The sequence below is a fragment of the Chamaesiphon sp. GL140_3_metabinner_50 genome (genome assembly GCF_025361915.1).
GTDB lineage: Bacteria > Cyanobacteriota > Cyanobacteriia > Cyanobacteriales > Chamaesiphonaceae > Chamaesiphon.
Map to the genome: position 1 here is coordinate 1 of NZ_JANYJC010000247.1, position 19,325 is coordinate 19,325.

Sequence of the window (19,325 nt, forward strand, 5' to 3'; positions counted from 1 at the left end):
TAATATGTTCGCGATCGATTGCATCACCATTTTTACTGGATTTAACTAAATTAATGATAACTCGATCGTTACCAATTCTATCTAGGGCATATGCCGCACTTTGACTAACTTGTTTATCTTCATCTTTCAGAGATTTTAGTAAGGCTGGAATCGATCGATCGAATTTAATTTCGCCTAATAACTGCACCGCGTCTTTACGGATTTGAGGTTTCTGGTGGCTTGAAATTTGAACGAGTCTATCTAAAATATCTCGCGGCTGTTGTTTTTTGAGAGCTGTGGCGGCAATCTGACGCATCCAATAGTCGTCATCTTGAAATGCTTGAAATAAAATCGGGATAATTGCAGTTGAATCTGTCTTAGATAATGCTTCAAGTGCTGTTTGACGAACTGTTGGATTTGGATCGTGGAATGCATCGGTAAATTTATCGATCGATACTCCTATTTTTAAGTTCTCCAATACTCTCAACACCATATTTCGGACTTGGTAATCTGGATCGCCGAGCATATTTTCTAAAAAAGGAATGGCTTCCTTCGCTCCTAACTTTTCTAGTGCGTATGCTGCATTTCTTCGGACATTTTGGTGTCGATCGGACAGCATGAGAATTAGATTGGGAATCGCCTCTGTCGCTTTCAAATGCATTAATGCTTCGATCGCACTGCGTCTGACTTTATCGATCGGATCTAATAATAATTCTATTAATAACGGAATTACAGATCGATCTCCCATTTTACCCAGTGCATCAGCCGATCTATTTCGGACTCGCTCATTTTTATCTGTTAACATGGTTATTAAAATCGGCACAACTGCGATCGTTTGAAAGTCGCCTAATATTACTGCTACTTGAGTGCGTACCCAGTCGTTCGGATCTTCTAACATGGGAATTAAAGCTGGAATAGTCGTTGTTAGCACCTCTTTAAACGAGCATCGATATCCAATTTTGCGTAATGCTTTTACTGCTTTAGATCTCACGCGACTGCTAGGATCTTGGAATAACTCGATTAAATTAGGAATAGCCGATTTAGCATCAAGATCTCCCAATTTATCTACAACTCTGCGCCGGATGAGAGCAGATCGAGATTTGCTGGCAATTAATAAAGCTGGAATCGAGCCAATTTGGGCTAAAGCTTCAACTGTTGCCCATTTAATATGGGTTGGTTTACATTCTATTAGTTCGAGTAAAATAGCAATAACTTGCGGTGTATTTATCTTGCCCAAAATCTCGATAATATCATCACAAGTATCTTCATCGATTGTTTCTAGAATCTTGACAACAGCAATTGGCGCAATATCTCGATCGCTATTATCGATAAAGTATAGACTATTCCATTTTGAGATAAGATGTTTTCTAGATGCGGCTGCTTTGGCAATGATAAAGTTTGTGAATTGAGGCTTTAAGGCAACTAACTTAACAATTGCAATCGATTTAACATTAATGGTTTGACTGTCGATCGCTTGTAATAGTAAGGGAATATCTGTTTCTACGCCCATATTAATTAGAGTGTCTACAGCATCATTTCGCACCTGCCAACTTCCATCTTTAATCCGCTGTGATAACTCAGAAATAGCAAACTTCGCTTGTGTTTGGTAAATGAGTTGTTGGCTCAACCATTTTGGCACATCTAGCTGTCTGACTATTGCTATAGATTCAGTTCTCAACTGAGGCTGTACTGCACCAGCAAGTCTCGCACCTAGCATCCAATCGACATCTACTGCCAATCTCACGATTCTTAATACCTGTTCTCGATCGGCTAAATCTGCTAGCATCTTTGCGATCGGTTCTGTCCATTCTAGCTGATTGAGATAGAGATGTTGAAAACGGAGATCTTCGATAAAATCAGGATGTCGATCGGATATTTTGGTTAGTAATTCAGCTACTGTATTCATAGATCGATCGACTAAAAATGCCCTGTATTTATATTTTAAGACCTATTCTATCTCTAAGCTTAAAATTCATAAATTTACTGATAGCTGACCTAACGCTATTGAAACATCTGAGCTAAAATTGAAATAACTAGAGTACCAGATTGAAAGGTATCCCATGACTGCGACTATTAGCACCGCACCACCTGTAATTGTCAAGCGACTCTACTCGGCTACTTGGTTAGACTACCTACACCATGTCGAAAACACCAGTAGTCACCTAAAGCGCGTCTTTTTTCATCTCGGAGTAATGTGGATTGAGGATATGGGTAACGAAGGCATCAGCCATGCACGATTTAATAAGCTTTTTACAATGCTCTTCGCTTTCTGGTTTGCCAGAATAGAAGAGATCGAATTTGACTTACTGGGGGGTTGCGTCATTGAGAAACCCCAAAATCAGGGGGCTGCACCAGATGAAGTGCTGTATATTGGTGAGGATTCGCCTCGGTATGTAGAGGGTGAACCGCGTCGTGTAAACCTGAGTGAATCGCGCGTCCCCGATTTGGTAGTAGAGATTGCCGATACTACTCTGGCTAGCGATTTAGATGAAAAGAAACAACTTTATTTAGCATTAGAAATTACTGAATATTGGGTAGTTGATGTCAAAGGAAAGCGGGTAATCGCCTTTCGATTGGTGGATGGCAAATATCGAGAATGCACCGAATCAGTCGCACTGACGGGACTACCAATTGAGTTACTAGAACAAACGCTAAATCGGATGGATAATACTAATGGTAATGCCGCACTGTGGTTTGCAGCCCAAATCGCTAAATTGCCAGTAGGAGCGATCGAATAATGGCTACATTGGCGGCTTTTCGGTAGTTCGATCGATCTGGAACGGGAATATTCAGATAAATTCGATCGATGAAATTGTACAGATCGCCAACTAATTCTTCTAAAATGTTCGTATGAGGGAGTGCCCAATTCTCGATCGTAATATCCTAAAGCTCAACGCTCCCGCTCGTTTCGATCGCAAACTGACATTATGTAGGAAAGCAGCCATGCTCGAACTAAATACTATTGCCGAATTTTCTCGATCTCATTGCATAGAGATTTGTGCATTTTTAGTGCCCATTAGTCTGTTATTGACGACGACAACCATGTTGTTAGTCGGATTGGATCGATCGTCACGGCTAATTTACGCGAGTATCTGCGTGGCAATTTTACCCCCGATCGTGCTATTTTTGCATGTAGCGACTTGGTGGTCGATCGGAGTAGTGATGCTACCGACATTTATCTTACCCGTACTAGCGACGATCTGTTTGGCGACAAATGCTTATGCACTAATCGCACCCAAACACATGCGAAATTTACTCATCATAATCTCTAAATTTTCAATTGCTAAATATCAACAATTAGTTGCCAATTAATGATGTTTTTCGGAAATGGTTAGTTGAGAATCAATGGCATCAATTTAATTTCAAATGCGATTCTCTTTCAGAGAGGCTGTGCCTACGGCAGGCTTCGCCAACGCCAACGATGTCGGTGTTTTATTGTCTAATTACCTAATATCGCGATCGTTAACTTTAGTCATAGTAAAACTTGCTAAGATAAGTGCGATCGTTTATTATCTCTACTTATACAACCCTCCTCGATCGAGGTCTGAAAATTATGGTTAAACGTCGCTCATTTTTGGGATATTTTAGTGTTGGTTGGTTGGTTAGTTGCTTCCCGGTAGTACTAGCAGCTTGCACGCCGAATAAATCTGAGTCTCAGGCTACCGCCAAAACTGAGGGACCTGTCGCAGCAGATAAAGATAAAACTAAGCCAGTCGCCAAGAAAACGGCTGATGGTTACATCGCGATCGGTTCTGTCGCGCAATTAGAAAAAGCTGGATATTTGCAAACAAAACAAGTTGCGGTATCTAGGGATCCGGCAAATCCCAAACAACTAATTGCCGTTAATCCCAAATGCACTCACCAAGGTTGCGATGTCAAATGGGTACCGGGCGAGAAAAGATATGAATGTCCGTGTCATGATTCGGATTTTGCTGCCGATGGCAAAGTGTTAAAAGGCCCTGCCACCGCACCTTTGGCAACTTATCCAGTCAAAATTGTCGGCACTCAAGTTCTCGTCAAGGTTTAAGATCGATTGCCCCGCGCCAGAACTTTGATGCTGATGAACTTCCAAACTGCACGAACTTATACATATTTGTCGATTGCGGCGGCGGTGGCGACGATCGCGCTCAAAACCGAAGCCTACTTCCTCACTGGCTCGGTGGGGTTACTCTCAGACGCAATGGAATCGGTAATCAATCTTGTGGCTGCGCTGGCGGCATTCTGGGCATTATCTTTTGCCGCCACCCCCGCCGATGAAGATCATCCGTTCGGGCATAATAAAGCGGAGTACTTTTCCAGTGGATTGGAGAGTATTTTAATCGTCATTGCCGCGATTGGAATTGCGGTAGTGGCTTGGGGTCGGTTATTTTCGCCCCAACCTTTAGAGCAGATCGGCTGGGGGCTAGTCTTGTCGCTGATTGCTACCCTTATTAATGGTTTTGTGGCATGGGTGCTGTTGCGAGCTGGGCGCAGACTGCGATCGATTACGCTCCGGGCAGATGCTCACCATTTACTCACAGATGTGTGGACTTCTGCGGGTATTACCGCCGGAATTTTGTTAGTCAAGCTCACAGGTTGGCTGATTTTAGATCCGATAATTGCCCTACTTGTTGCTGCTAGTATCCTCGTGTCAGGTGTGCGGCTGCTGCGCGAGACTGGTGCGGGATTGCTAGATACGGCACTACCACAGGTCGATCGCGATCGAATTACGAGTATCTTTAGTGTTTACGAGCAAGACGGAATCCGTTTTCACGCCCTCAGAACGCGAGTAGCGGGTTCGCGGGGGTTTGTGAGTTTTCACCTGTTAGTACCAGGTGAGTGGACGATCCAACGGGGTCACGATTTGTGCGAACGAGTGGAACAGGAGATCGTCGATGCGTTACCCGGTACCAATGTCATCGCCCATATGGAACCACTCGAAGACCCCAAATCATGGGCGGATTTGGAACTCGATCGAACTTTACCTTCTTAGAGATGGGAGTAGGGAGTAAGAAGTAAGGAGTAATATGATAAAAGCGAACGCTTATTGCTTGATATTTATTAGCTTTAGAAGATATGATGCAAGCAGTTATATTAATGGGAATTCAAGCTTGTGGAAAGTCTACTTTTTATCACCATAAATTTGGACTCACGCATGTGCGAATCAATCTCGATATGCTCAAAACCAGACATCGCGAATTGCGACTATTTGAGACTTGTTTAGAGATTCAACAACCATTTGTTATCGATAATACCAATCCGAATAAAGCCGATCGTCAGCGATATATAGAGTTAGCCAAACAGCATAAATTTCAGATTGTTGGTTACTATTTTGAATCGCGAATCCGAGATGCAATCGAACGCGATCGGTTGCGCCCAGTAACACAGCAGATTCCTGAAAAAGGGATTGCGGGTACTGCAAAAAGATTAGAGCTACCAAATTACCTAGAAGGATTTGACGAACTATATTACGTGAAGTTATTACCAGAAATGAAATTTGCAGTGGAGAAATGGTCGGATGAAATTTGACGAATTAGATACAAAAATGCGGGTGTTTGAAACCACCAACGATCTCTATGTGTTGCCGGGAATCTTTATGGTGGCTAGAGTAGATGGTCGTAGCTTCACTCGATTGACTAAAGAAGTGTGTAAATTTGAAGCACCTTTCGATCCGATCTTTCGCGACCATATGGTCGCAACGCTCCAACACTTGATGCAATCGGGTTTTAAAGTAGTTTATGGATACACCGAAAGCGATGAAATTTCCCTACTATTGCACCCAGAAGACGTGACATTCGAGCGGAAGTTACGCAAACTCAATTCGGTATTAGCAGGTGAAGCAAGTGCCAAACTTTCGAGTTTATTAGGTACCGTAGCCGCCTTTGATTGTCGGATTTCCCAGTTACCCAATATCGAGCTGGTAGTAGATTATTTTCGGTGGCGCAATGAAGACGCTCATCGCAATGCTTTAAATGCTCACTGCTATTGGATGCTCCGCAAACAAGGCGTGAGTGGTAGATCTGCCAATAGCAAAATCGAACACTTGTTAAAATCTGAGAAAAATGAGCTGCTATTTCAAAATGACGTTAATTTCAACGATTTACCTGCATGGCAAAAGCGGGGTGTCGGTTGTTATTGGGAAACATATCTCAAAGAAGGTTTCAATCCAATCTCTCAAACGCAAGTATTTACCGAGCGTCAGCGGATTAAAGTCGATCTAGAATTGCCAATGCAGGAAAAATATAGTGAGTTTATTCGCAATTTAATTGAGAAAATCGAGGTTGTGAATGGTGGCTGTTAAATAGTTAGCAATCTGCCACAGCTAATTGAGCTAAAGCAATTCATGAATTGCCCTAGCTCAATTATCGACTACATCACGATCGAAACATCATCGCCTTGCTCGGCGACATTAAAAGTTTTCAACCCCTGCGCTGACTTGCCTACGCTGAGAACTTTGTGCGACCATTCGGGTAAAGGTACGCCCACAAATGAGTCTACCCACTTGACATTTGCACCAGTTGTCAGATCGAAAGCCGCACCATGCCACCGACAGGTAACAGCGCGATCGCAAACTTTCCCTTTAGCTAAAGGCATTCCCAAATGCGGGCACTTATTTTCGACTGCATAGACCTTACCATCAATTCTGGTCAACATGACCTTTTGGTTCTCGACTGCGACGGCGAGTAATTCACCTTCTTTAACTTGGCTGGATTTAGCGACAGAAATAGTTGTCATAGCTTAATGATAAATATTTGATAGTTAAAACTAGATATCATTAAGCCTACCAGACGGGGGGACGGGAAGGTGTGGGGGGTTATGAGATGAAACTAGCATCGTGCGGTGCTGCTTCCCCGTAACAGGCATCGTAGAGACGCTCGCAGGAATAACGTTCGCTCCAAATTTTACGATAGTCGAGCCTTAGCCGAACGGGAATTACTCGGTCTGTTAGCAGTGGCTTTAGTTACTACCAAATATAACCCCGCCCGCACTTGGACACCGGAAAATCATATTTAAAATTATGGCGGAGTCAAGAATGAAACGGTTACACCACCAATAAAACTATTTCAATCTATGCCTGCTGCTGTATTTACTTCACCTTGACCATTAAATAACCGCTCGATCCGAAAGCGATGATAGTTAAACATTAGTTGAGGAAAAGGTAATACAATCCGATTGCTATTTCCATAAAGTTTTGAGTGGAGTGCGGGTAAATCGTGCCACAGACAACTCATATGATGATGGGCATTGTGATAGCCAAAATTGAGCAAGAGCAGATTCAGCCACGGATATCGAACGGATATTAAATTAGAAAAAGTGTTGGCTTGTTCGTATGCGCGATCGCGTTTAATTAATTCCTGTCCCGGCAGTGCGTACTCATAGGTGTGCTGAAATGCGTCCACAAACCGCATCACATTTACAAAGCAAATATAAGCCAGAAAATAAAGCAAAACAGCTTTCCAAGATATTCACGCCAAGATTCCAAATGCCAAAGTCCGATAGAGCATCAGTAGCAGATTTCGGCTCGATCGCGATCGTTTATCCACATCCAGCCAAGGGTCGAGAATAATTTGCCAGCGCAGATCCATCTCTAGGATGGGAAAGTACAACCACTCCAAAGCTACATAAATCGATCGCAGCCCAGGATGGAGTTGCTTCATATAGTCGATCGCATCCAATCTCACCACGTCAGCCCGATCTAGATGATGGTTGAGATGATAATCGCTCAAGTTTTCCCAGGGCGCATAGCAAGCTCCATTCAGATGGGTCATCAACTGCCCCCACCAAGCGTTGGCTGCTGGCTCTTTAAAAATGTTGCCGTGAATAAATTCATGCGCCAAATTGGTGGCGGTAACTAGACTGTGGGCGATCGCGATTACTCCCAGTACATTCAGTTGCCAGTATGGAGAGGCGATCGATAGAATGCCCAGAATATAGGAGGTGAAGGTATAAGCAATTGCCGCAGTGTTTTTAGAACTATGTGAAATTATCGATCGTCTACAACTGCAAATCAATAATTTCTACATTAGCATGTAGAGCCTAGTCGATAGTGTTCGCCAAAAACATTGTTTGCCTGGAACATCAAAACACCTGCCCGCCAAGCCCCAAAACTATCGGTTGAGAATCTTTTCAAATCATATCTCATCCGAGATAGTCAGCATTTAACAGTGCTGGAAAATGTCAATCTTGAAATCTTTCCTAGAGAATTTATTTGCTTAGTGGGAGCATCTGGCTGTGGCAAGTCAACTTTGCTTAATATTATCGCTGGCCTCACCCCGCCTTCATCAGGAGAGGTGTTAGTCGATGGTCGATCGGTCACAGGCAAACCCGGTTCCGATCGGGGGATGGTATTTCAGGGTTATACCCTTTATCCCTGGTTGACAGTCGCTCAAAATATCGCTTTTGGGTTGCAGTTTCAGCGCATGTCTAAATCGCACATCGCGAACTGGATCTCAAGCTCGCGCCTGAGTTTGTCGCCATCAAACGGCAGGTGCTTCAGCTCATGCGTCAGGAGTAAGGAGATGACAACCAAACAAGTCGGCGCTGGTTTGCCACACAACGGATTGAGGATGGGCTGTACCTGATTACCGAGCCTCACTACTATTGGTACAACCGCGCTAATCTGTGGCTGATTAAAGGGCGCGATCGCGATTTATTGGTGGATACTGGGTTAGGTGTTGCCAGCCTGCGTCAACATTTGGCAGAATTAATCGATAAACCATTACTGGCGATCGCTTCTCACATTCATTTCGACCATGCAGGGGGAATTCATGAATTCGAGCACCGCGCGATTCATGAGCTAGAGGCGCAAGCTTTACGGGAAGGAGATGCCCATGAAGCCCTCTGTGCTCAACCGGGCTGGGTACATCTAGACCATTTTGAGATGTTACCCCATCAAGGTTTTAGAGTAGATGAGTACATCTTTAATGCTGCCGAACCCACCCAAGTTTTGCAGGATGGTGACGTATTAGATTTGGGCGATCGGGCGTTGGAAGTCTTGCATTTACCCGGACATTCGGCGGGTTGTATTGCCTTGTATGACCCACGATCGCAAGCATTATTTTCTGGAGACGTAATTTACGATGGCGAATTGCTAGACGAGCTGCATTGCAGCAATATCCCCGATTATATTCATACCTATTGAATCTATTTCTCTTCCTACTCCCAAACCGCCAACCCGCCAACATCGCTACCTTTCCCCTTCGATATTTTGGAGTATCCGCCAGGGATTTCCTCAGCGGTTATCGTGGTTATTAGTTGCCTTATCTTTGGCATTACCGTTGACGCTGTGGACGATCGTCAGTTCGCTCCAACTCGTGCCGCCGACTTTTTTACCTACTCCTTTAGCCGGATTATCAGCCGGGTTTACCATGTTCGCCGAAAACGACTTGGGTGGAGATGTGCTAGCTAGTTGCAGTCGGGTACTGGCTGGCTTTGTGCTGGCTGCTGTAATTGGCGTGCCTGTGGGACTGGCGATCGGGACTTTTACAGCATGGATAGCTTATTTTCGCCGATCGTAGTTAAAGAACAGTTGGGTGGGGTCAAGTTGTTCGATCTGGCTGCTAACAAGGCGATGGCGTTTGACAAGAGTAATCCTAAAAGTCTGATTGGCAATCTCGAACTGACGGCTAAAGCGGCGGCAGAATTCAAGATTATCCCGCAACCACTCAAACCAGAATCGCTCTACGACGACTCGATCGTCAAATCACTATAATTCATTGACATACTCGTGACTCAAATCTCGCCCGAACTCCAATCACTCAAATCCACCCTCGAAGCGCAGGGCATCAAGTATGCCCTCGCCAGCTTTGTCGATATTCATGGGATGTGTAAAGCCAAAGCAGTGCCATTGTCCCACTTCGGACAGATGATGCCAGGCTCGGAACTGTTTACAGGCGCAGCCTTGGACGGCGTACCGCAAGATGTCAGCGACGAAGAAGTTGCCGCCATGCCCGATCCGGCGACAGCGACCGTTTTGCCGTGGAAACCTGAAGTAGTCTGGTTTGCTAGCGATCTCTACCTCAAGGGCAAACCTTTTGATGCTTGCTGTCGGGGCATTTTGAAAAAGGTACTAGCTGAAGCAGCGGCTATGGGCTTTGGTTTCAATCTGGGGATTGAAACTGAGTTTTTTATGCTCAAGGAGACTGCCGATGGCAAACCGATCCCGATTAGCGATCGCGATGTCCTGGATAAACCCTGTTATGACATCCAAGGACTGCTCGATAATTATACCTGGGTGACAGAGATCGTCGAAGCGATGAATCAGATGGGCTGGGACGTGTATTCATTCGACCACGAGGATGGGAACGGTCAGTTTGAAACCGATTTTGCCTACTGCGATGCCTTAAAAATGGCCGATCGACTGGTGTTTTTTCGACTGATGGTCAAGGAAATCGCCCGCAAACACGGCTTTTTTGCCACGTTTATGCCCAAACCCTTTGCTAATCGCACGGGCAGCGGTGAGATCTGCACCTAGTTCGCGACTGCAAAAGCCTTCTGGATGACAAAAAGCATTTTGCATGTCAACTACAATCAGCGCGGTATGTTCTAGTTGCAGTGGGAATGGATGTCGATCTGTGGGGATCTGAATCGATCGGTCGTGTTGTTCTGTGATTAGCATCGGCATTCGATCGATTTTTTAAAATTTAGGCTAGTTAGATCTAAGACTATCATCAGTCTAGATGCGATCGTCGCGGGAGCTAACTCATGCCCTGTCTCATTAATTTTCAGAATCCTCCTTATCAAAATAGGATCGAAGATCGCGCCTATATTCGATCGATCTTAGCTCAATTAAAACCAAGCTTATTATTTTTTAAAAACATAAACAACGTAGATAATAAAAAATATTTAAGATAATAAGCGTCAGGTAACTGGCGATACAATTTTGATGCTTATAATGTCTTAATCTAATTTTATGAGCTAAAGAATCTTGCTCGGATTCAATAAAGCAGCACTAGTACTATCTTCAGTCTCAAAAATAAGAATAAGACTAGTAAATAATTAGCAAGAATTAGGATTGTTAATCATGTGTGGTTATTTAAAACGATTGGTTACTTTTACAGACCACTTCAGCCGCTAGATATCGAATAAAATAAACTTAATTAGTGGAGAATTATCATGTCCTACCACGGCGACATATCTTCGAGTACAGACTCAGTTGGAGTTGCAGTTGTCAATTATAAAATGCCACGCTTGCACACAAAAGCAGAAGTAATTGAGAACTGTAAAAAGATTGCTTTAATGATTGACGGAATGAAAATTGGTTTGCCAGGAATGGATCTGGTGATATTCCCGGAATATTCCACTCACGGCATCATGTATGACTCCAAAGAAATGATGGAGACAGCCGCAACTGTCCCTGGTGAGGAAACAGCAATTTTTGCCGAAGCCTGCATTCGGAATAAAGTTTGGGGGGTATTTTCACTCACAGGTGAAAAGCATGAAGCTCATCCCCACAAGGTACCTTACAATACGCTGATTTTGATGAACGATCGGGGCGAGATCGTTCAGAAATATCAAAAAATCATGCCGTGGACACCGATCGAAGGTTGGTATCCCGGCAAGTGTACCTATGTCTCAGATGGGCCAAAAGGTCTGAAAATTAGCCTGATTATCTGCGATGACGGTAACTATCCCGAAATCTGGCGAGACTGCGTGATGCGGGGTGCGGAACTCGTCGTGCGCTGTCAGGGCTATATGTATCCCGCCAAAGAGCAGCAGATCGTGGTCTCGAAGGCGATGGCGTGGATGAATAATACTTATGTCGCTGTGGCTAATGCGGCAGGTTTCGACGGCGTATATAGCTACTTCGGGCACTCGGCGATCGTCGGATTTGACGGGCGGACGCTCGGCGAATGCGGCGAAGAAGAGAACGGGATTCAGTACGCCGCGCTCTCGAAATTTGCGATTCGCGACTTCCGCAAGAACGCTCAGTCCCAGAATCACCTGTACAAGCTCTTACATCGCGGCTACACAGGCACGCTCAACTCTGGTGATGGTGCCGATGGGATGGCCGAATGTCCATTTGAATTTTATCGCGATTGGGTCGCCGATCCAAATAAGGTCAAGGAGAAGGTCGAGGCGATGACGCGATCGACTCCTGGCACGGTCGAATGTCCGATCGAAGGTATCCCAAATCAGAAGGTTACTACGCCGCCAGTGGTGGTAGCACCCGAAACGGAAAAAGTCTCAGTCTCAGCTTAACTTTAGACTGGCTGGTGGTGCAGAGCGATCGAGTGTTGGATCGATCGCATCGCTAGGCGATTTGAGTTGCTGCGGAGATCTGACCCACCCCGCCCTACGGGCACCCCTCCGAGGAGGGGACTTTTAGGAAGATCTTTAAGGCTACGGTGCATATATAAGTCGGCTAGGCTTCGTCTCTAGATCTAAATCTCCCAAACCCCCTTAAAAAGGGGGCTAAGATCCGGTCAAAGTCCCCCTTAAAAAGGGGAATTTAGGGGGGTTCCCACCAATTTCGATTAGTTCTAGAGATGTGTGTACACTGTAGCCTCTGAGGATGAAATTTTATCAAACCACTTGTGAATAACGAGATAGAGACGACTCTGACAAATTAATAATTTGAGAGAAGATTTATCATGGTCGATCCGCAGGAAATGCAGCGCATCAGAAAGCGATTGGAAGCCCTGAAGCGGGGCGGAGTCCATCGCGTCAAAGATCGAGATCCGATGCCTTCATCTATTCATATTATTGGCATTGGCAAGGCGGGAGCTGAATTTATCGCCGAAACGATCGAGCAGGCTCCAATCGACTTTCTGAGTGACGATCGTCAGCGATTTACGGCTCTGGCTGTGGATATTGGCGATGGTGACTTGGCGGGAGTTCGGGCGGTGGCAGACAGCTTGCCGAGCGACAAGGCGCAGGTACGCACACTTGCGCTAGAGGTACCCAGCCGCGACGAATTGTTTGGATCGCTCGGACGGTATCGGGAATATCTCAAGCTGGAGTATCCCCGTTATTATTGGAATCCCAACTATGAGCCGTGGTTGCCAGATGCGATCGCTATCCCCAAAGCTGGCGAACATTTTCCCCGCGCGATCGCCAAAGCGATTTATGGTAAGGCTTACTACGAAGGCGACAGACCGCTCGATCGCGAGTTAGAGCTATTTGTCAACAGCGTCGATGCGACTACTTGTCAATCGATCGTCTGTGTCGTCTTCGGCTTGGGTGGCGGTACGGGTAGCGGGATGGTGATGGATTTGGCGCGACATCTCACCAATGTCAAATTTGGGCGACGAGCGTTGGTATTGGGCGTGGGAATTGCCCCATGTGAAGGCGATCGAGCCGAACACAAAAGTGGCAGCATCTTCCCCACGATTAACGAGCTAGACTGTATGCTCGACCAAGAGAAGAATCAGGGCGTGGTTCAGGTTTGGGGCGATCTTTATCGCAATCCCTTCACCGCTGGATTTCTGATGGTGCCGCAAAAATCGGTCTGGCAGGAAACAGGCGATCTGAGTGCTACCAATCAGCAGATCGATCGGGAGTTAGTTGCTTTCTTGACTCGCGATCGGGGGCTAGATCTCTACGAGACGCTCCGGCTGCTCAATTGGGTGGGGGCACCGCCGAGCCAGCACATGGCTGCTCGGAGCCAGTATGGGGCGCGTTGGGCGCACATGTTTGGCTTCACCACTCTAGAGTCGGATAACGATAATGTACCCGATCGATTGGGGATTAGAGCGGGGACATTTAACCCCGACTTCTTCGAGATTCGCGCCTCCACACCGCCGACAGCCCAGCTCAGAGCCAAGCTCGATGACTTGGCAATGAAGATGAACGCTTCTTTTGCCCCCATCTTGGAGCCAGAGATCGCTCGATCGTTCATGGCAGGATCGCCAACCGCTAGCACCAAGTCCTACATCCAATTCGTGATTCCTGGTGCTACCAAAACCGCCCTCGATATCTTCTATGAAGCGCGGTTGGCATACGACAGGCAAACCTGGGAGGAGAAATTGCTTCAGCATTCCTGGCTGCTAGAACTCGGTGTCATGCTCTCCGAGCCAGCGAGCCGATTTGAAGGGATGGCTGGTGAATGTCTATGGGGCTGCGCCTGCCGGATGGTTGTTCCCTACAGTGCTATTCGCGGGGAAGACTTGGAGGAAATCAAGTTGAAGCTGGAAGAAGTGGTTAAAGCCTAAATGGATTAGATTTGTAGGTTGGGTTGAAGAATGAAACCCAACACACCCAGCCAAAGTCTCTAAAGTCTCTTGTGCTGCGGCGGAGATCTACCCACCCCGCCCTACGGGCACCCCTGTCTTGAAAAGGTGCTTCACTTGCGGCTCACCTTTGGTTATTTTCCACCTCAACCTTTTTGAGGAAGAGGGAGAAAGGAATTTAGATAAATCAGATCTTCATTTATAAGGAGGTAAATATGCCATTAGATTGGGCTGTAGTCAGCCAGCGGTATGGCAACGGAGCCGATGTGCCTACCGTTGCCGGAAACAAGATCCTCCACATCACTGGAGTAGATGAAGAAAAGATCCATATCAAATCACCATTATGGGTCGCCAGCCTGAGTCGATCGAACCTTGAAAAAGGCGTAGCACTTATCGAAGAAGGCGTAATCGATCGACAGCCAGGTCAATTCGTCGAAGACTACAAAATCTATGTCGCCGACGAACGTGCTACTTCAGCCGCACACATTCTCAAAGATTTGGGATTCCTGACTGAAGATCGCGGTTACTATCCAACTTGTTGAATTAGTCAATAGCGATCGAAATTTTTGAGCTACTGCGGAGATCCACCCACCCCGCCTTACGGGCACCCCTCCTTGGAGGGGATTTTCTACCACAATTACTGGACAGGGGGGATAAAAGCCTCTCTTTGTGAGGGAGTTGGGGGGTAAGGGTAAGTTCTTTGCACTAGAAATACCCGCAGTAACGACCACTAATATTCATCTCCACCCACACTCAAAGGAAATAAAATCATGTCGAAATCCATGTATCACAGTGCATCCGGTTCCCAATCTCCCCACTGCATCCACTTTCTCGGCATCGGCAAAACCGGAGCAAACATGCTCGATGCCATGCTTCGCCAGGGCGATCTCGAAGACCAACTCGAAGACCCCCGCGCCCGCTTTACCGCCTTGCTAGTCGATATCGGCGAACAGGATATGTTCCAAGCCAAAGACTATGCTGAAGGCTTTCTCAAGCGGTTAGAGGAGCGAAATATTCCACCCGATCGCGCCCAGATCCGGTTCGCATCCCTAGTAGTGCCAACCCGCGACGATTTATTCATATCCCTCCGTCGCTATCGCGAATTTCTCAAACTCGAATATCCCCGCTACTACTGGAATCCCAACTACGAGCCGTGGTTGCCAGATAACGTCGAAATTCCCAAAGCTGGTGAATACTTCCCCCGCGCCATCTCCAAAGCGATCTACGGCAAAGCTTACTACGATGGCGATCGACCGCTAAACAAAGAACTGGATGATTTCGCCAAAAGTATCGACAACACCAAACTCCCTTCAATGGTGCTGTGCTGTTTCGGCATCGGCGACGGCACGGGTAGCGGCATCGTCGTAGACATAGCACGTCACCTGTCAAATGTCAAGCTCGGACGACGCATTCCGGTAATTGGTGTTGGTGAAATGCCCTGTAGCGGCGACCCCGAAGCCTTCCGCGATGGTAGCTTGTTCGCCACTATGAACGAGATCGACTGTATGCTCGATGACGACAAGAATGCAGGTGTTACCACCGTTTGGGGCGACTTATATCGCAACCCCTTTACGGGCGGCTTCTTTGCCCTCGCCACCGAGAACTCCTACCAACGCCTGTCCAAGTATACCGATACTGGCGTACCCACCGAACGCGATCGGATGCGGCTGCAAGTGACTCACAAATTCGTCGCCGATGCCTTCATGCGGATTGCCTTAGATGACTATGGGCGCACCATCTTCAAAGCCCTGCGCCTCGTCGGGCAAACGACAGCACCCCATGAAGCGATTAGCACCAAAGCCCGTAACTGGACGCTCTACGACATCGCCAAATTCACTCACCCTGCGGTGCAAGTCTTACCGGGCGAACCATTGAGCAAATGGCGGAGCGTCATCGCTGAATGGATCGAGCATATCCCCGACTACGCTGGCTTGAAACCGGGCTTCAAGACTGACTATGCCGAATGTATCATCCACGCACCGCGCGAAATGTGGAATGACAAGCTCGATGACAAATTCAAATCGGTCGTCTCGACATTCCTCCTCGATTCTGAAGATTCCGCGCTAAATATCACCCACCGCGAATTCTTCGACCACCTGACGGCTTTTGCTGACATTATGCTACCAGGAGTCGCCAAGGTGGACTTCGTAGACTTCTTCAAGAGTCGCGATCTTTACGACACGCTCACTTGGGAGCAAAAACTACTCCACCACTCTTGGCTGATGGATCTGGGCGTGATGATGTCCGAGCCAGCAATCCGGTTTGAAGGGATGGCAGGTGAATGTCTGTGGGGTTGTGCCTGTTGGATTGTGGTGCCCTACGACCAACTGCGGGGCGATGCACCAGTACCTGTCAACCGTCGGGATATCCTCGCCAATGGGATCGCACCGATGACTGGAACTGTGGTGAAAATTCCGGCTTCGGCTCAGGCTGTTAGTGCGATTTGAGTGGCTCGATCGGCTGTAATTTGTGTGGTGGGCAATGCTCGTCCTACATTTTAATTCAAAATTATTACACTATTTATAGGGGCGGAGTCATAACTATGGTCATGGAAGTAACTCAATCGACAAATATAAATTCAAATCCTAAACAACAGGAAAAGATTCCAGTTACCGTTATTACTGGCTTCTTAGGTTCGGGAAAAACAACTCTAGTCAATCATATTCTCCACGAACAACACGGTCGTAAAATTGCTGTAATTGTTAACGAATTTGGTGAGATTGGCATCGACGGACAAATCACGATCGCAGACGATCGTGAACAAATTGTCGAATTCAATAATGGTTGTCTGTGTTGTACCGTTCGAGGCGACTTGGTTCGCACCCTAGAAAATTTAAGCCAACGGGAATTGGATGCGGTACTAATCGAAACGACAGGACTGGCAGATCCCGCGCCAGTGGCTTCGACATTTATCGTTGCTGATGAGATTAAATCGAAGTTTAGTTTAGATGCGTTTGTAACAGTTATCGATGCTCGAAATTTGTCGCAAAATCTCAAAGATAGTCACGAAGCACAAGAACAAGTGGCTTTTGCTGATATTCTACTGATTAATAAAATCGATTTAGTTACTCCAGATGAAATCGTCAAAATAGAACAGCAAGTTCGGAGCCTAAATCCGATCGCCAAAATTTACCACGCAGAACATAGCTCGATCGATCTATCTCTGATTTTAGGTACTAAAGCCTTCGAGCTAGAAGCAAAGTTAGAAGTAGATCCATCATTTCTCGAAGACTTATCGCACGAACATGATGCCTCGATCGGCTCCTTTGCTGTAACTTCCGATCGACCGATCGACATGAATAAATTTATGTTGTGGATGAACGATTTAGCACAAGCAAAAGGTGAAGATTTATATCGCACCAAAGGCTTATTTTATGCCCGAGGCTTTCCAGAACGGGTGTTATTTCAAAGCGTGCGAATGTTGACATCGATGCGCCGAGACAGGCTGTGGAAAGCAGATGAACCAAAATTAACGCAACTTGTCGCGATCGGCCGCAATCTCGATCGTGAGGAGTTTGTCAAAGGATTTGAAAAGTGTGTGGTTTAAATAATTACAGTTTTTAGGGGAGAGAAGTCTATGCAAACTAAACTCGAACGGGGTAATGCCGTTGCATTCTTCGATAGAGGTGTAGAGCAGTTTCGGACTGGAGATCTGGCTGGGGCGATTTCCAGTTTCGATCGAGCATTGCCGTTCGATCCTGACAATGCCGATACCTATGGCTATCGCTGTGTCGCTCGTCATCGGGCGGGCGACACAGCCGGAGCGATTGCCGATTGCCAACATGCCGCCAACCTATACCTAGAGCAAGGAGACGATCGCGAGTACCAATACGCGATCGACATCTTGGACAAGCTACAAGATCTTAGTACACCTGCGGCATAAAGTTATGAATCGACATGTTTTGTCTGTTTGTACGAGTTGTGAGAGTGCCCACCGGATGAAGCAGGCGATTCGCAAGAGTGGTGGCGAACGCTTATTGGAGCAATTACAGACACTCGTTCGAGCTGCACCGATCGAGGGACTGTCGATCGAACCTCATGAATGTCTGGGAGCTTGCGATCGAGCTTGTGCGATCGCTTTCAATGCACCTGGCAAATATATCTACCTATTCGGCGATTTACCTGTAGACGACGAGCGATTGGAGTCAACAGCCACGGCGGTAATGACGTTTGCCACTCAGTACCACGCCAAACCCGATGGCACCATCTCCTACCTCAAGTGTCCCGAACTCCTCAAAAAAAGGGTCGTCGCCAGGATTCCGCCATTGTGACTGGCAGATTATACCAATTTGAATAGTCAGCATCCCCTCATAACTGCGGTGCATACACAAGTTTCTTAGACTTCGTTTCGAGATCTCAATCCCCCCTAGCCCCCCTTAAAAAGGGGGGAATTAGATCCGGAAGTCCCCCTGCTTGGTGCGCTTTCACTGTCGGGGAACAAAGGACGGTGCGCGCGTCCGGTTTATGTCGGTAGCCTTACAAGAACCGCCCAAAGATTTCGTTCTGGCTTATCAACCGGGTGATGCGATCGATCGGCAGGCATTTATGGTGCTGATGGACAATGCTACCGCCAAAACTTATGAAGCGAAAGCTGCCCCGATGGGACCAGCAAACCCCTACGGCAACGCCTTTTACTCCACCGCAACATTGCTAGCAAATGAACTATCCGCCCAGCGGATCGTCGATCCATTTGCCGGACGATACTGGAAAATCATCAATCCCGATCGCACCAATCAAATGGGCGAACCCGTCGGCTACAAATTGATGCCGGGTGAAAATATTCTCCCCTTTGCCCATCCCGAAGCCAGCGTCACCAAACGCGCTGCCTACATGACCAAGCATCTGTGGGTGACACCCTACAGCCCCAAAGAATCCTACCCCACTGGAGACTATCCCAACCAACATCCAGGCGGTGCAGGTCTGCCCGAATGGACTAAAGCCGATCGCTCGATCGCCAACACCGATATCGTCGTCTGGTACACCCTTGGCAATCTCCACATCCCCCGCGCCGAAGACTGGCCAGTCATGCCCGCCAGCTACCTCGGATTTATGTTGAAACCTGTCAACTTCTTCAACGAAAACCCCGCCAACGACGTACCAGCCTCTACTAGCAAGCATAAATGTCATTTGCGATCGCCACCCTCGGATTAACCTTCGTTGGCATGAATATCAACCAATTTGCGCGGAGATCGGCAG

The 19,325-nt window shown here is 46.8% G+C and carries 19 protein-coding genes and 3 pseudogenes; 19 read left to right on the plus strand and 3 right to left on the minus strand.

The genetic code is table 11. From position 1 onward, the window contains the following. Positions 1-1,885 (minus strand): HEAT repeat domain-containing protein (locus tag Q0R35_RS12325; protein ID WP_295618357.1); only part of this gene is annotated, 1,885 nt, incomplete at its 3' end. Between the two features lie 154 nt (positions 1,886-2,039). On the opposite strand from Q0R35_RS12325, the gene Q0R35_RS12330 reads away from it, so the two are divergent. From Q0R35_RS12330 to Q0R35_RS12355, 6 genes are all read left to right on the plus strand, one after another. Next, positions 2,040-2,717 carry a Uma2 family endonuclease gene (locus Q0R35_RS12330; RefSeq protein WP_295618361.1) on the plus strand — a complete coding sequence of 226 codons (678 nt, stop codon included), beginning with the start codon at positions 2,040-2,042 and terminating at the stop codon, positions 2,715-2,717. A gap of 112 nt (positions 2,718-2,829) precedes the next feature. Further along, positions 2,830-3,291: a hypothetical protein gene (locus tag Q0R35_RS12335; protein ID WP_295618365.1), complete on the plus strand. Its 462-nt coding sequence runs from the start codon at positions 2,830-2,832 to the stop codon at positions 3,289-3,291. Between the two features lie 241 nt (positions 3,292-3,532). Continuing rightward, positions 3,533-4,006: a ubiquinol-cytochrome c reductase iron-sulfur subunit gene (locus Q0R35_RS12340; RefSeq protein ID WP_295618369.1), complete on the plus strand. Its 474-nt coding sequence runs from the start codon at positions 3,533-3,535 to the stop codon at positions 4,004-4,006. Positions 4,007-4,039: 33 nt separating this feature from the next. Next, positions 4,040-4,951 (plus strand): cation diffusion facilitator family transporter, encoded by a 912-nt coding sequence (locus tag Q0R35_RS12345; RefSeq protein ID WP_295618372.1) that lies wholly within the window; start codon positions 4,040-4,042, stop codon positions 4,949-4,951. 86 nt (positions 4,952-5,037) lie between these two features. Continuing rightward, positions 5,038-5,487, plus strand: coding sequence for an AAA family ATPase (locus Q0R35_RS12350; RefSeq protein WP_366944882.1), 450 nt, complete (start codon positions 5,038-5,040; stop codon positions 5,485-5,487). Beyond that, on the plus strand, positions 5,477-6,259 hold the full coding sequence (locus tag Q0R35_RS12355) for a tRNA(His) guanylyltransferase Thg1 family protein (protein WP_295618378.1): 783 nt from the start codon (positions 5,477-5,479) through the stop codon (positions 6,257-6,259). Before Q0R35_RS12350 ends, Q0R35_RS12355 begins: the two co-directional genes overlap by 11 nt. 68 nt (positions 6,260-6,327) lie before the next feature. On the opposite strand, the gene Q0R35_RS12360 is transcribed toward Q0R35_RS12355, so the two are convergent. Together Q0R35_RS12360 and Q0R35_RS12365 are read right to left on the minus strand one after the other, a co-directional pair. Next, the gene (locus Q0R35_RS12360; RefSeq protein WP_295618383.1) at positions 6,328-6,693 is read right to left on the minus strand and encodes a Rieske 2Fe-2S domain-containing protein; all 366 of its coding nucleotides are present in this window, start codon (positions 6,691-6,693) and stop codon (positions 6,328-6,330) included. Positions 6,694-7,022: 329 nt separating this feature from the next. Next, positions 7,023-7,970, minus strand: a pseudogene (locus tag Q0R35_RS12365) (fatty acid desaturase). A 51-nt stretch (positions 7,971-8,021) separates the two neighbouring features. Here Q0R35_RS12365 and Q0R35_RS12370 point away from each other — a divergent pair. The 13 genes and pseudogenes from Q0R35_RS12370 to Q0R35_RS12430 all read left to right on the plus strand — a co-directional run. Continuing rightward, positions 8,022-8,390: pseudogene (locus Q0R35_RS12370) on the plus strand (ATP-binding cassette domain-containing protein); the annotation flags it as partial. 194 nt (positions 8,391-8,584) lie between these two features. Next, positions 8,585-9,100, plus strand: coding sequence for an MBL fold metallo-hydrolase (locus tag Q0R35_RS12375; protein WP_295618421.1), 516 nt, complete (start codon positions 8,585-8,587; stop codon positions 9,098-9,100). Between the two features lie 124 nt (positions 9,101-9,224). Continuing rightward, positions 9,225-9,476, plus strand: a complete 252-nt coding sequence (locus Q0R35_RS12380; protein WP_295618390.1) for a hypothetical protein — start codon at positions 9,225-9,227, stop codon at positions 9,474-9,476. Beyond that, complete coding sequence (locus Q0R35_RS12385) at positions 9,449-9,670, plus strand: hypothetical protein (protein ID WP_295618393.1); 222 nt, start codon at positions 9,449-9,451, stop codon at positions 9,668-9,670. Before Q0R35_RS12380 ends, Q0R35_RS12385 begins: the two co-directional genes overlap by 28 nt. A 9-nt stretch (positions 9,671-9,679) precedes the next feature. Beyond that, positions 9,680-10,417, plus strand: a pseudogene (locus Q0R35_RS12390) (type III glutamate--ammonia ligase); the annotation flags it as partial. Positions 10,418-11,073: 656 nt separating this feature from the next. Next, complete coding sequence (locus Q0R35_RS12395) at positions 11,074-12,159, plus strand: aliphatic amidase (protein WP_295618399.1); 1,086 nt, start codon at positions 11,074-11,076, stop codon at positions 12,157-12,159. A gap of 392 nt (positions 12,160-12,551) precedes the next feature. Next, a complete protein-coding gene (locus Q0R35_RS12400) occupies positions 12,552-14,111 on the plus strand; it encodes a hypothetical protein (RefSeq protein ID WP_295618402.1) in 1,560 nt (519 codons plus the stop codon). A 233-nt stretch (positions 14,112-14,344) separates the two neighbouring features. After that, positions 14,345-14,671 carry a hypothetical protein gene (locus Q0R35_RS12405; RefSeq protein WP_295618405.1) on the plus strand — a complete coding sequence of 109 codons (327 nt, stop codon included), beginning with the start codon at positions 14,345-14,347 and terminating at the stop codon, positions 14,669-14,671. 228 nt (positions 14,672-14,899) lie between these two features. Further along, entirely contained in the window at positions 14,900-16,576 is a 1,677-nt protein-coding gene (locus Q0R35_RS12410; RefSeq protein WP_295618408.1) for a hypothetical protein, read from the plus strand. 101 nt (positions 16,577-16,677) lie between these two features. After that, positions 16,678-17,676 carry a GTP-binding protein gene (locus Q0R35_RS12415; protein WP_295618411.1) on the plus strand — a complete coding sequence of 333 codons (999 nt, stop codon included), beginning with the start codon at positions 16,678-16,680 and terminating at the stop codon, positions 17,674-17,676. 30 nt (positions 17,677-17,706) lie between these two features. Further along, on the plus strand, positions 17,707-18,012 hold the full coding sequence (locus Q0R35_RS12420; protein WP_295618413.1) for a hypothetical protein: 306 nt from the start codon (positions 17,707-17,709) through the stop codon (positions 18,010-18,012). Positions 18,013-18,016: 4 nt separating this feature from the next. Then, the gene (locus Q0R35_RS12425; RefSeq protein WP_295618415.1) at positions 18,017-18,400 is read left to right on the plus strand and encodes a DUF1636 domain-containing protein; all 384 of its coding nucleotides are present in this window, start codon (positions 18,017-18,019) and stop codon (positions 18,398-18,400) included. A gap of 193 nt (positions 18,401-18,593) precedes the next feature. Beyond that, complete coding sequence (locus tag Q0R35_RS12430; protein WP_295618418.1) at positions 18,594-19,280, plus strand: hypothetical protein; 687 nt, start codon at positions 18,594-18,596, stop codon at positions 19,278-19,280. The last annotated feature ends 45 nt before the right edge of the window (positions 19,281-19,325 follow it).